Source organism: Shewanella sp. SW32 (assembly GCF_025653365.1).
Classification (GTDB): domain Bacteria; phylum Pseudomonadota; class Gammaproteobacteria; order Enterobacterales; family Shewanellaceae; genus Shewanella; species Shewanella oncorhynchi.
In genome coordinates, this window is sequence record NZ_JAKKSJ010000014.1 from 34,532 (window position 1) to 47,575 (window position 13,044).

The following is a 13,044-nucleotide window of genomic DNA, read 5'->3' on the forward strand; positions in this document are numbered from 1 at the left end:
ATGGAATATCTCAACTCTATGACGCTAGTGTATTAGCCCATAAAAAAGAAATAAAGCGGATAAAATCTGAGATTAGCTTCGATTTTTTAGAAAGGTTATACATCACCTTCGACGTACAGATACACTAAATTGCTTTCGACGCATTCATACTTTCGACGTACTAACATACAGGCCTTCAAAAACCGCACACAATGAATCCATACAATACAATTGCACTTCCAGCTTCACCTTAACTCTGCGCCCCCTTTGTAACGGGCTGAGATCCACATCTGGCCATTGCACTTTTACCACAGGGTCACAAGTCACAGGAGCAAGATAACGAATATGGGCATCGGCGAGCACAATATCACCCGCCACGCCCACCAACTGTTGATTTAGCCAGACTGCACCCCAGCCTGTTAAGGTCATCAAGGTATAAATGCTGCCCGCAAACATGGTCTGATGCAGATTAATATTGGGCGTCATCGGCGCTGTGACTCGAAATTCTCCCTCGCTGTAATCGAGTGGCACTATCTGCATAAACTCGCTAACGGGGATCGTACTGTGCCAAGTCTGGCGTAATTTAATGAGTAATTGATCCATGTGCATTCCCTTAATACTCCCTCTTGGTACAAGCGACATTGATTATGCCTAGCACCCCATCACTTAGACTCCTAGATAAACATCACGATAGAAGCTACACCTGCAGATTAAAGGTCACTGGGCCATCATTGACTAAGGACACTTGCATATCGGCGCCGAACTGTCCGGTTTCTGTGTGAACGCCCTTAGCACGGCAGAATGCGACAAACTCTTCATACAAGCCTAAAGCTTGATCCGGCGTACCCGCCCCTGAAAAACTCGGCCTCAAGCCTCGGCCTGTATCAGCGGCCAAGGTAAATTGTGACACGACTAATAAAGACCCACCGACTTGTTCTAGATTGAGATTCATCTTGCCATTTTCATCGGAAAAAACGCGATAACTCATGACTTTAGTCGCCAATTTTTCCATCTTCTCGCGGGTATCTTCTTGCTCGACACCGAGCAGAACCAACAAGCCTTTATCGATTTCACCTAAGGTTTGGTTATCAACCACCACACTGGCGCGACTCACTCTTTGAATTAAAGCAATCACAACTTTTCCTTTTAGATTAAGGCTTAACGGGAACCATTTGCGGCATTAGCGGTAGCGGGCGGATATATTGCTCTACGCCATCAGGCAAAGATTGTACGACCTGCGCTAAGCCGCCATTCGTCCACAGCATAAAGCGACGTAATTCTTCTATTTCAATACGGTCGGCAAAGGTCACTGTACCTTGCACTTGAATCACTGCGCCTTGGTCCAACAACACAAACTTGGCAAAATTAAGCTTCTGATTCAAGGTGCCAATCACGGCAGGCAACTCTTGGCTGGCCTGCAATTGCGGATGCACTGCATAGAAGCGATTCATTAAAATACGGTCAATGCCCGCCGAATTGATACTCGGCTCAAGCAAGAATTGGTTATTGCCAAACTGCACAGCCACTTTAGTCGGCGCAACTTGGGTGGCGAGATAATTTGCGTTAATCAGCGCTTGGTACAAGCGATCAGCGGCAGTTTCATTGGTCAACCCACCGAGTTCAACAACTTTGGGCGCGACAGGGGCACTCACGACCTCCTGAGTCGCCACTGGGTCAATCGCGCTGGTTTGCGAGGGCGCCGTAGCGGCACAGGCGGTTAATCCGAGTAAACTGGCACTGATGAGCAATGTTTTCATTGTATTTCCCTTTGATGTATCCACAACCACATAGCATGGATTTCTGCTGTAACCGCCAAAAACAAAGACTCACTATTGAGCATATGTCCGCCATCGACAACAGATTGAATTGTAATAGCATGCTCCAACCCAGCCAAAAAATCGCGTAATAGCGTCGCTGGGCAAATCGCATCCTGCATTCCTTGCAATAACACACTACGCGCCTTCACTCTAGGCGTCACGCGCTGTAACACATTCATGGCATTGAAGTAATTATGTCGAGCAAAGTGTAACTCGATATTGGCTAATGCTAATACGGATTCGGGTAACAGCCTTGGTAGCACTAACCTCGCCCCCGCAAGCTGCAACTCCCACTGCACCCAACGCCGCGCAAAATGGTATCGCACATTTTCATCGGCTGATGCCAAACCTAGATGATATGAATCCAGTAATTCAGTCAGCGATAACTGAACCGGAAAAATGTCATTGAAGAGTCGATAAGCAGCAGGTTGCAATTTTGCCGCGCCGTCAGCGCCATAGAGCCAGTCGAGACCTTCTTTGGATGGAATAAATAACGCCCACAGTACCTGTGAAATCACCCGCTCTGGGAATAATCCGCTGTAAATTAAGCCTAATGTGGCCCCAAAAGAGCCACCGGCTAAACACCAACGCTCAATACCCAATGCAAGGCGAATCGCCTCAATATCGCTAATCAAACCAGTGAGATGGTTGTTGGCTAAATCGCCAAAGGGTAAAGATTGCCCAGAACCGCGTTGATCTAAAAGCAAAATCCAATATTGATCGCCATTAAATAAAGCTAAATCACCGATATCACAACCCGCTCCTGGACCGCCGTGCAAATACAGCAGTGGGATACCTTGTGGATTACCGTATTGCGCCAGATGCAATTGCTGACCATTGCCAACGTTAAACCAGTCGCGACGGATAAAAGATGGGAAGGATTCAGGCATTCAGTGTCATCGCCATTAATAATCCTCTAATGGGGTCATTCAGATTTAGCCACCGCCTTGAGTGCCGTCACCTCAGCCGAAGTTAACACCGCAGCGGAATTTTCTTGGGAGGCATTTTCTAGGGGCTTAGCATTCAGAGCGGTTTCGTCATCATCTGAGCTCGACTCATAATCTAAATATTCAGGCATCGCGGCGGTAATTTCCGCGCCGAGTAATACTATCATCCACGATAAATACACCCAGACAAAGATAATGGGGATCACGGCTAAAGCACCATAAATCGCTTCATAACTCGGAAACTGAGTAACATACAAAGCAAAGGCTTTTTTACCTAACTCAAACAAGATTGCGGCAACAATCGCCCCTAATAGTGCATGTAGAAACTTCACTTTTTGATTAGGCACCACCATATACAACAGCAAGAATGCCGCAACTGAGAACAGCATGGGCAAACGCTCAAGAAACACGGGCACCACACCCGACAACTGACCATCAAAAACCTTCAATGACACCACGTAGGAAGTGGCAACCAAACTGGCCCCCACCAATACCGGGCCCAAAGTGATGACCATCCAATACATAGAAAAAGCCACCACCACTGAACGCTTCTCTTTAGTACGCCAAATGTTATTGAGCGATTTATCAATGGCAGAAATCAGCAAAATGGCAACCACGACTAAGGCCGCAATCCCGACCGCAGTCCCCTTAGAGGCATTGGCCACAAACTCATTGATATACACTTGCACAGTATCGCCAGCGGCGGGTAAAAAATTCTGATAAACGAAACCTTCTATCTGTCCACGTATCCCCTTAAATACCGGAAAAGCTGACAGCATAGACATAGTCACCGCCACCATAGGCACGAGTGACAACAGTGTGACATAGGCTAAATGTCCGGCGCGGATATTGATTTGATCTTCAACTAAACGCCGTCTCAAATGCAGCAGGAAGTGCCAGATCCCGAGGAATAAGGCGCGAATTTGTGCCAGTTCTATCTTCTTAGTCACGGGTTTCTCTTGATTCTGTTGGTATAGACTCGTTATCTTCGTACAATAAACACTTAATTTACAAGTCTAAGGAGTGAATTGATGTCTCAACAAGGATCTGCAGGTAACGTTATTTCTGCTATTGCTAGCCTATTTTTTCCTGGGCTAGGCCAATTATTGCAAGGCCGAATAATGGCCGCACTGTTATTTTTCATTATCACAGTGGTGGGTTATGCCCTCTGGTGGCTGATTGTACCCGCGGTAATAGGTGCTATCTTTCATCTGTGGAGCATTATCGATGCGGCGCGATTTAAAGCCGATTAATTAATTTCATTCAGCGACGGAACACCCAATGAAAAGACTGATAGCTTCAGGGCTGATTGCCACAAGTCTCCTGCTTAGTGGTTGCCAGAGTGCCTACTACGGCGCAATGGAAAAGGTCGGTTACCATAAACGCGATATTATGGTCGACAGAGTTAAAGATGCGAAAAAATCCCAACAGGATGCTCAAAAAGAGTTCAGCTCAGCCTTAGAAGAAATGCAAGCGCTGCTCAATTACAGTGATGGCAACTTAGAAAAAGCCTATAGCAGAGCCAAAGATGAATACGAATCGGCTCAAAGTGCCGCCGACAACGTCAGCAACCGCATCAATAAAGTCGAAGATGTAGCCGAAGCACTGTTCGATGAGTGGCAAAATGAAATTAGCGAGATCAGTAAAGCCAACCTACGCCGCAACAGTGAAACTAAACTCAAAGAAACGCGCCGAGCCTATGAACAATTGATTAAAAGTATGCGCCGTGCCGAGTCAAAAATGCCGCCGATACTCACCGCCATGAAAGACAATATGCTGTATCTCAAGCATAACTTGAACGCCCAAGCCATTGGTGCGATTAAAAGCGAATTTGCGAGTCTGCAAACCGATATTTCGGCCCTGATTAAAGAGATGAACACCTCGATTAACGAATCGAGCAAATTTATCGAAGCACTCGAAAAATCAAAAAATTAATCCAAATGCCCTACTGAATTCCTAAGCCCTAGCAAACTAAATTGCTGGGGCTTTTTATTTTTCGTGTGACCTCACCCTCAGTCCCTGCAAGCCATACTTTATTTGTGCAAGACTAAAACACTTAGCTTTGTGAGCTATGGCGCGCTTTAATTGATTGATAGCGCGAATCTTAGATCTGACGCACAATTTCACTTATTACTCAAAAACTTATCCTCAGTTCACCACTCAGAGCCAGTACTTGTAACTTATTAGCTGTATTCATCACTATGACTTTTATCGAATCACTCACGCTGATGTTGGCACTCATGTATCTCGCCTCCCTCAGCTATTGGAGCGGCCAGAAATGGGGTGCGGTCGCCACACTGTTGCTCAGTATCGGTGCGGTGGCAATGAGTCTTTATTGGCCACTGGCTCTCGGGTTTCTTATTGCACTGCCACTGATGCTACTTGGGCATAAATTTGCGCCTGATGCACTCAAGGGTGAAATTAAAATCAATACCCTTCGTGAAGGGACTCAACATGTCTTAGCGCTATCGCTCTTGCTGGTTGCCATACAATACACAATCAATACCGTACTGCTTAAGCAAGGAATCACACCTTGGCTAATGCGCCCAGACGTAGTCGATGCCTTTTTACCGATTGCGGGTGGCATTGAGCTTAAAGCCATTATCAGCCTCAATTTGTGGGATCAAACCCATCCTGCGGCAGCAGTCATGCTAGCGGCGGTATTACTCACAGGTTTACTCTGCAAGCGGGCATTTTGCGGTTGGGCTTGCCCATTAGGTTTAGCAGGGGAATACCTGTATTCCTTTAGAAAACGCTTTATTAAATCAGAGCTTACACCACCCGCTTGGCTAGATTGGCCACTGCGAATGTTGAAATATCTATTACTCCTAGCACTTTGCTACATAGTCATTGGTATGCCAGCACAATCCATCCCCCATTATCTTGAAGGTAATTATCATAAGATTGCCGACTTGAAGATGGCATTGTTCTTCCTAACACCCAGCCTAATCACGCTACTGGTATTTGCGCTGATCCTCGCTTTAGCTGCATGGCGTCGTCAGGGATTCTGCCGTTACTTGTGTCCCTATGGTGCAATGCTTGGGATCTTAAGCTTTGCGAGCCCATTAAAAATCCGCCGCAATACCCAGCACTGCCTTATCGAAGCAAAAGGGATGAAATGCGACAAGTGCACCCGCGCTTGCCCAGCAAACATCATAGTGCACACCAAAACCACGGTTCGCAGTGACGAGTGCCAAGCCTGCATGCGCTGTGTCGCAGCTTGCCCTAAATCCGCCGCCCTCGGCCTTGGACTGAAATCCGGCCACAGACTCGGTCATAAGGGATTGCTCGCATTAGTGCTTATCGCATTATTTATCCTACCGCTGGGCGCTTACTTAGCGGGGTTCTGGCATAGCCAAACACCAGACAACATCCGCATGGAATTGATCCAAGTGATTAATAGAATTGGGCACTAGAACACGCGACATCACTAGAACACCTAAAATGACACATATGACGGGATCCAATTGCGATGGAATAAAACACTAACGAAATTGAAAAACAGCAGCAGATAAGACTAGAAAACCTCAAAATGGGAACCTTTAGGTACAACTAAAGGTTGACCCACTTAGTAGGAATAATCTGAAAGGATTAAAATAAAATCATATAGAACAGATGCTTAATTGACACAAAATCTAATTACTGGTCTAATTCGCGCGCATTTAATAAAGGAATGTATTAACCAAAGGAATTATTGTGTGAAAAAATCATTATTGATCGCTCTTACTGCTCTGCCATTATTTGCTTATGCTGGCCCATTCGATTCAATCGTTAAATCAGCAACTCAATCTGTCACTGACACAGTGAATGATACGGCAACCAATGCGTTAGACAGCGCAACGAATGAAGCGATTAAAAATACATTCGGCATTAAAGAAGGCTCAACCAAGCAAACAATCACTGAAAAATTAGGTGCGCCTGCTAGCACTTATAATGAAGCGGATCTAGAAGTTTGGGCCTATGATCTCAGTGCGTTAAATGCAGCTTCTCCAATGCTGGCAGAAACCACTAAAACTTTGCTGAAAGATAATGAAGTCGCTCAGAAAAATGTGACTATCAGCTTCAAAGGTGAAAGTGTCAATGCGGTAAAATTGGCAGATAAAGCTAAGTCATAAGCTTGACTGCTCACTCGATAGGGCTCTAAGTCCTATCGAGTATCCCGACGTCCTCGGCCGCACCACAGCGATGATAAGCGTCAACAATAAAGCCACTGCCAAGTAATACTATCCAGAAAAGACCTCACGTGCCGTCCAGTGACACACTCAGCTAACGCAATCCAGTAACCTCTCATCAGCAACCCCCTGCTAAGCAATACCAACAAGCTTTGCCTGATTTTGAATAATCCCAGCAGGCTTGTGTTAAATAATACTTGGGCTAAATGATACATTAAGTGAATACAAAACAATTTTGTCTCACAGACCATACTGCAGATAATTGCTTACATCACTCTCTGCAGTATTTTTAATATATACGTCATAAAATTGATTACAATCAGGCAACAGCTAGACTTTATCGCAGATAATATTCCTATACGGATATTAGAAAAATGGTTTTATGTTCCCCAACGGAGCTAACCTATGCGACCCGACCGACAGCAATTGATCCATTCGTTATTTGACGAATATATTGAGATGTATGCCTCCCGTGATGACAGGCTAACTCGTCGCTTTAGTGATAACTTTAGCGGCTATGCAGGGAGCAGTGACCAGCTTGTCACCAGCAGGGAAGAATGGGTGCGAATCACTCGTCAGGACTTTGCACAAGTGCCTGAGCGAATCCACATCGAAATGTTAGATCTTTCTTTACAAGACCTTGCCGACAACCTCGTGGTTGTGACTGCCTTTTTCCATATCCACTTACCTATCCCTAATCCTATGCTTTCCCGCGAGACAGCACGGCTAGTGTTGATATTTCACCGAGAAAACAACGACTGGATGATTGTCCACAGTGGCATATCCATCCCCTACGGCTTAGCCCACAAAGGGGAAATTTACCCGATCGCGCGATTAGAGGAACGTAACCTCGAACTTGAATCCATGATCACAGCTCGAACCTGTGAGCTAGCAGAAGCCAATAGGCAACTTGAAATACTCAGCAATACCGACGGTTTAACCAATATCGGCAATCGCCGCCTATTTGACATGATGTTACAAACGGAGTGGAGTCGGGGACAAAGGAGCAATTCCTCACTGGCCCTCATCATGCTCGATATTGACCACTTTAAACAATTTAACGATCACTATGGCCACCTCGCCGGAGACGATTGCCTTAAACAATTAGCGAGTACACTGTCCCAGTCCGGTCGCAGAGCGGGCGAATTAGTCGCTCGCTACGGCGGCGAAGAATTTGTCATTCTATTACCGAATGTCGATAATCAAACCGTACTTGAGACAGCACAGCACATTCATCAACTGATCCAATCCATTGCCATTCCACATGAAAATACCGACCTTGGGATTGTGACAGTGAGCGCAGGCGTCGCCTATCTGCAACCCTCTAACAAACAAAATGCTTTAGAACTCGTTCGCCAAGCGGACGCCGCCCTCTACCGCGCAAAATCCGCTGGCCGCAATTGCATACGGGTGATGGATGAGGACTACTAATACCAATCGTATTAAATATCTGTTCATTCAGCGGGAGTTCAACGCGCTTTAGACAAGGCGAAGGCTTGAAGGCATAGTGGTGCTCTGTCGAAAGCCTTGAACGCAGTATAAAGCGCGTTGCCATGCCGTTAACATCAGCCGCCCTTCGGGAGCCACACAGGCATCCCACTCCGGTGTTGCATTGACTTAAAAGGGAATCACCATTTCTGCGTCAATGCGCCTTGGATTGAGATGCCTGTGAGGCTCTGAACTGATTAGCTATTTATAATACCCATTACTCAATTTATCCCAACAAAAAGCCCTGCACAGTTTCCTATGCAGGGCTTTTTAAACCGATTGACTCACCTTAAGGGCGAGTCACCTGAATTAACAGGCTAGCATTAACCGCGGTTAAAGCGCTTGCGATCGTTTTCAGTCAAGTGTCTCTTACGAACACGAATGTTCTTAGGCGTTACTTCAACTAATTCATCATCATCGATGAACTCAAGCGCTTGCTCAAGTGTCATTGTGATTGGCGTAGTCAACACTTGGGCTTCGTCAGTACCAGAAGCACGCATGTTGGTCAGCTGCTTACCTTTCAAACAGTTAACTGTCAGATCGTTTGAGCGAGCGTGAATACCAACCACTTGGCCTTCGTATACTTCAGCGGCGTGGCCGATAAAGAGACGACCGCGATCTTGCAGACCGAACAGTGCGAAGGTCAATGCCTTACCCGTTGCGTTAGAGATCAATACGCCGTTAGCGCGTTGACCGATATCGCCACCTTTGTGCGGACCGTAATGGTCGAATGAGTGATAAATTAGACCAGTACCAGAAGTCGCGGTCATAAACTCAGTTTGGAAACCGATTAAACCACGGCTTGGGATGATGAAGTCGATACGTACACGACCTTTACCATCAAGCTGCATGTCTTTCATTTCAGCTTTACGGGTACCTAATTTCTCGATTACTGTGCCTTGATCTTCTTCTTCAACGTCAACAGTCAAGGTTTCAAATGGTTCACACAGTTCACCGTCGATAGTTTTCAGAATAACTTCTGGACGTGATACGGCTAACTCGTAACCTTCACGACGCATGTTTTCAATCAAGATTGATAAATGCAATTCACCACGGCCAGATACACGGAAGCGATCTGGACTTTCTGTTTCTTCAACACGCAGTGCCACGTTGTGGACTAATTCTGTTTGCAGACGCTCCAGAATGTTACGTGAAGTCACATACTTACCTTCTTTACCTGCAAAAGGTGAAGTATTAACTTGGAAAGTCATGGTCAGAGTAGGTTCATCAACAGTCAAAGGTGGCATAGCTTCTACTGCACCAACGGCACAGATAGTGTCAGAAATTTTCAGCTCGCCTAAACCAGTGATAGCAACGATGTCGCCAGCGTTAGCAATTTCAACTTCAGTACGGTCTAGACCCATGTAACCTAATACTTGGCCCATTTTACCGTTACGAGTTTTGCCATCAGCGCCAATAATAGTCACTTGTTGGTTCGTTTTAACGCTACCACGCTTGATGCGGCCGATACCGATAACACCCACGTATGAGTTGTAGTCGATTTGCGAAATTTGCATCTGGAACGCGCCTTCGGCGTCAGCATCTGGGAAAGATACTTTTTCAACGATAGTTTGGAACAGCGGCGTCATATCATCGCTCGCTACATCCGGATCTAAAGTTGCAAAACCGTTTAACGCAGAAGCGTAAACGATTGGGAAATCTAGCTGCTCGTCAGTTGCACCTAAGTTATCGAACAGGTCGAATACTTGGTCAATAACCCAATCTGGGCGTGCACCTGGACGGTCAATTTTGTTGATAACAACGATTGGCTTTAGGCCTTGAGCAAACGCTTTCTTCGTTACGAAGCGAGTTTGTGGCATTGGACCGTCAACGGCATCAACCAGCAATAATACTGAGTCAACCATAGACAGAACACGCTCAACCTCACCACCGAAATCGGCGTGGCCTGGGGTATCAACGATGTTAATACGGTAGTCGTTCCACTTGATGGCAGTATTCTTTGCCAGAATCGTGATCCCACGTTCCTTTTCAAGATCGTTGGAGTCCATCACCCGCTCAGTGGCTTCTCCTCGGGTTGCAAGGGTGCCTGACTGTGACAGCAACTTGTCTACCAGGGTCGTTTTGCCATGGTCAACGTGTGCAATAATGGCGATGTTACGTAAATTCTCTAGCACGGATAAACCTCTTACCATCAAACAAAAATAGGGATATTTCAGTAATTCGTTATGGCGATCGAGCTCGATCCGCCACAATAAAAAGCGTGCCATTCTACTCCAGAGCGGCCTTGGCGCACAGGATTATTTTTGAACACTTATAAAACAATCCGCCAATCCTTGGGTAATTTCCGCCAATCATCCACTGAATGAAATCCTCTATAGGCAGAGTTAACGCTCTGTTTAATTGCCATATTCATAGGAAAAATCTGAGTTAAGCAGCTGAATTTGCTATTTTTCGTATTCAATGTTAGCACTGCTAATGTCGATTTAAGCATCAGCGAAATCGACTTAGGTACAGAGAAATTACCACGTGAACACACTGCAATAAATTCTGCGGCACACTTAATCTAACGTTCATGTTGGCGTTTATACCCTATGACATTAAGGCTCACTTCATTGTCACGGGATACCTTTTTACGCATCACTGATTTCACTTGGTCTGTGAACAGCAAAGACATTTCGCACATGAGAACGAACTCTTTCCTAATAATATGATAATAAACCACTATTGGATTGATAATGCGTGGCATAGTTGGACAGACTAGCGTGGTTTTATGACAATTATGCGGCGGTTATGCGGTGGTAAATAGTCCCGTTCTGTGCTGCAAGTATGTGCGAGCTTCAGTGAGGCAGTACTTACTTATACTGTGAAAGCCAAAGCGTCATTGCCATCTCAGTGCCATATAAGCGGTGCATGTTATCGCTGTGCATCCCAGCTTAAGGTTTGCATGAATCAATTCAGTGCGCACCAAAATGGAGTAATGCACCAAAATGCCACAGACAAAAGCACCATTATGGTGCACACGCGAATCCAATTAAGTGCAACAAAGATTTTAAACCATTTTAATCAGTAAGTTAAATTATTGGCATGGATATCGCTTTATAGCTCGTAAGTTTGGCTCAAGATAAATCACTTGAGTTAAAAGATTATAAAAGGGGCATCCCTTTACCCTACCGGAGGCTTGAGAATGTCAGTTGAATCAGTTTTAAAGCAACTTGAAGAATTAGAAGTTAAGTTCGTTGATTTACGTTTTACCGACACTAAAGGTAAAGAGCAGCACGTATCTATTCCTTCTCATCAGGTAGATGCTGATTTCTTCGAAGACGGCAAAATGTTTGACGGTTCTTCTATCGCAGGTTGGAAGGGCATTAACGAATCAGACATGGTACTGATGCCAGATCCAACGACATTCGTACTGGATCCTTTCACCGAAGAAACCACAGCGCTGATCCGTTGTGACATTCTTGAACCCGGTACTATGACAGGTTACGACCGTGACCCACGCTCAATTGCTAAAAAAGCAGAAGCTTACCTGATCTCTACTGGTATCGCTGATACTGTATTGATTGGACCAGAACCAGAATTCTTCCTATTTGACGATGTCCGTTTCGGTACTGACATGTCAGGTTGTTTCGTTAAGATCGACGCTAAAGAAGCGGCTTGGAACTCAGGCACTAGCTACGAAGGCGGCAACACAGGTCACCGTCCATTTGTTAAAGGCGGTTACTTCCCAGTTGCACCGGTTGACTCATCACAAGACCTACGTAGCGCTATGTGTTTAGTGTTAGAAGAAATGGGCCAAGTGGTTGAAGCGCATCACCACGAAGTGGCGACTGCAGGTCAAAACGAAATCGCCACTCGCTTCAACACCTTGACTAAGAAAGCGGATGAAATCCAAATTCTGAAGTACGTAGTGCACAACATGGCACACGCTTACGGTAAGACGGCGACTTTCATGCCTAAACCCATCGTTGGTGACAACGGTAGCGGCATGCACGTTCACCAATCTCTGGCGAAAGACGGTGTTAACTTGTTCGCTGGCGACAAATACGCAGGTTTAAGTGAAACGGCGCTGTACTACATTGGTGGTATCATCAAGCACGCTCGCGCGCTGAACGCTTTCACTAACCCAAGCACTAACTCTTACAAGCGTTTAGTGCCACACTTTGAAGCACCTGTTATGTTGGCCTACTCTGCCCGTAACCGCTCTGCATCAATCCGTATTCCAGTGGTACCAAGCCCTAAAGGCCGTCGTATCGAAGCACGTTTCCCAGATCCACATGCAAACCCATACTTAGGTTTCGCAGCGCTGCTAATGGCAGGCCTTGACGGTATCCAAAACAAGATCCACCCAGGTGAAGCGATGGACAAAGATCTGTACGATCTGCCTCCAGAAGAAGCGGCTGAAATCCCACAAGTGGCAACGTCATTAGAAAACGCCCTTGAAAATCTGCAAGCTGACCATGAGTTCCTGACTAAAGGCGGCGTGTTCAGTGAAGATTTCATCCAATCTTATATCGTACTGAAAACAGCAGAAGCTGAGCGCGTAGCACGTACAACTCACCCACTTGAGTTTGAAATGTACTACAGCCTGTAATGGCTATCGCTATACAACCGGCTCGCTTTATGTAATTGATACAGAAAATATAAAAGCCTCGATAGCAACGCTATCGGGGCTTTTTG

12 protein-coding genes are annotated in these 13,044 nt (G+C 45.8%); 6 read left to right on the plus strand and 6 right to left on the minus strand.

Annotation, left to right across the window (positions count from 1 at the left end; translation table 11 throughout):
* Nucleotides 1-144 precede the first annotated feature (144 nt).
* The 5 genes from L5M28_RS10140 to L5M28_RS10160 all read right to left on the minus strand — a co-directional run bounded on the left by L5M28_RS10140 (nt 145) and on the right by L5M28_RS10160 (nt 3,693).
* Nucleotides 145-582 carry a thioesterase domain-containing protein gene (locus tag L5M28_RS10140; RefSeq protein ID WP_263164379.1) on the minus strand — a complete coding sequence of 146 codons (438 nt, stop codon included), beginning with the start codon at nt 580-582 and terminating at the stop codon, nt 145-147.
* Between the two features lie 94 nt (nt 583-676).
* On the minus strand, nt 677-1,114 hold the full coding sequence (gene dtd / locus L5M28_RS10145) for a D-aminoacyl-tRNA deacylase (protein WP_263203242.1): 438 nt from the start codon (nt 1,112-1,114) through the stop codon (nt 677-679).
* Nucleotides 1,115-1,130: 16 nt separating this feature from the next.
* Entirely contained in the window at nt 1,131-1,736 is a 606-nt protein-coding gene (locus tag L5M28_RS10150) for a hypothetical protein (RefSeq protein ID WP_219234718.1), read from the minus strand.
* On the minus strand, nt 1,733-2,686 hold the full coding sequence (locus tag L5M28_RS10155) for an alpha/beta fold hydrolase (RefSeq protein WP_263203245.1): 954 nt from the start codon (nt 2,684-2,686) through the stop codon (nt 1,733-1,735). The genes L5M28_RS10150 and L5M28_RS10155 overlap by 4 nt, the downstream gene beginning before the upstream one ends.
* 35 nt (nt 2,687-2,721) lie before the next feature.
* Nucleotides 2,722-3,693 (minus strand): virulence factor BrkB family protein, encoded by a 972-nt coding sequence (locus L5M28_RS10160; RefSeq protein WP_173497436.1) that lies wholly within the window; start codon nt 3,691-3,693, stop codon nt 2,722-2,724.
* Between the two features lie 81 nt (nt 3,694-3,774).
* On the opposite strand from L5M28_RS10160, the gene L5M28_RS10165 reads away from it, so the two are divergent.
* From L5M28_RS10165 to L5M28_RS10185, 5 genes are all read left to right on the plus strand, one after another.
* Nucleotides 3,775-3,996, plus strand: coding sequence for a hypothetical protein (locus L5M28_RS10165; RefSeq protein WP_006079786.1), 222 nt, complete (start codon nt 3,775-3,777; stop codon nt 3,994-3,996).
* A 28-nt stretch (nt 3,997-4,024) separates the two neighbouring features.
* Nucleotides 4,025-4,678 carry a DUF2959 domain-containing protein gene (locus tag L5M28_RS10170; protein ID WP_263164370.1) on the plus strand — a complete coding sequence of 218 codons (654 nt, stop codon included), beginning with the start codon at nt 4,025-4,027 and terminating at the stop codon, nt 4,676-4,678.
* 266 nt (nt 4,679-4,944) lie between these two features.
* Nucleotides 4,945-6,159, plus strand: a complete 1,215-nt coding sequence (locus L5M28_RS10175; RefSeq protein ID WP_263203247.1) for a 4Fe-4S binding protein — start codon at nt 4,945-4,947, stop codon at nt 6,157-6,159.
* A 282-nt stretch (nt 6,160-6,441) separates the two neighbouring features.
* Nucleotides 6,442-6,858, plus strand: coding sequence for a hypothetical protein (locus L5M28_RS10180; protein ID WP_105251122.1), 417 nt, complete (start codon nt 6,442-6,444; stop codon nt 6,856-6,858).
* 462 nt (nt 6,859-7,320) lie between these two features.
* A complete protein-coding gene (locus tag L5M28_RS10185) occupies nt 7,321-8,346 on the plus strand; it encodes a GGDEF domain-containing protein (protein ID WP_263203249.1) in 1,026 nt (341 codons plus the stop codon).
* Nucleotides 8,347-8,726: 380 nt separating this feature from the next.
* On the opposite strand, the gene typA is transcribed toward L5M28_RS10185, so the two are convergent.
* A complete protein-coding gene (gene typA / locus L5M28_RS10190; protein WP_105251119.1) occupies nt 8,727-10,538 on the minus strand; it encodes a translational GTPase TypA in 1,812 nt (603 codons plus the stop codon).
* A gap of 1,010 nt (nt 10,539-11,548) precedes the next feature.
* On the opposite strand from typA, the gene glnA reads away from it, so the two are divergent.
* On the plus strand, nt 11,549-12,958 hold the full coding sequence (gene glnA, locus L5M28_RS10195) for a glutamate--ammonia ligase (protein ID WP_113941334.1): 1,410 nt from the start codon (nt 11,549-11,551) through the stop codon (nt 12,956-12,958).
* The last annotated feature ends 86 nt before the right edge of the window (nt 12,959-13,044 follow it).

What these genes read in the sequence shown, in the direction of transcription:
- L5M28_RS10185 (WP_263203249.1), top strand. Translation starts at nt 7,321, where the DNA reads ATGCGACCCGACCGACAGCAATTGATCCATTCGTTATTTGACGAATAT.
- L5M28_RS10140 (WP_263164379.1), bottom strand. Translation starts at nt 582, where the DNA reads ATGGATCAATTACTCATTAAATTACGCCAGACTTGGCACAGTACGATC.
- L5M28_RS10170 (WP_263164370.1), top strand. Translation starts at nt 4,025, where the DNA reads ATGAAAAGACTGATAGCTTCAGGGCTGATTGCCACAAGTCTCCTGCTT.
- L5M28_RS10155 (WP_263203245.1), bottom strand. Translation starts at nt 2,686, where the DNA reads ATGCCTGAATCCTTCCCATCTTTTATCCGTCGCGACTGGTTTAACGTT.
- L5M28_RS10175 (WP_263203247.1), top strand. Translation starts at nt 4,945, where the DNA reads ATGACTTTTATCGAATCACTCACGCTGATGTTGGCACTCATGTATCTC.
- glnA (WP_113941334.1), top strand. Translation starts at nt 11,549, where the DNA reads ATGTCAGTTGAATCAGTTTTAAAGCAACTTGAAGAATTAGAAGTTAAG.
- L5M28_RS10150 (WP_219234718.1), bottom strand. Translation starts at nt 1,736, where the DNA reads ATGAAAACATTGCTCATCAGTGCCAGTTTACTCGGATTAACCGCCTGT.
- L5M28_RS10165 (WP_006079786.1), top strand. Translation starts at nt 3,775, where the DNA reads ATGTCTCAACAAGGATCTGCAGGTAACGTTATTTCTGCTATTGCTAGC.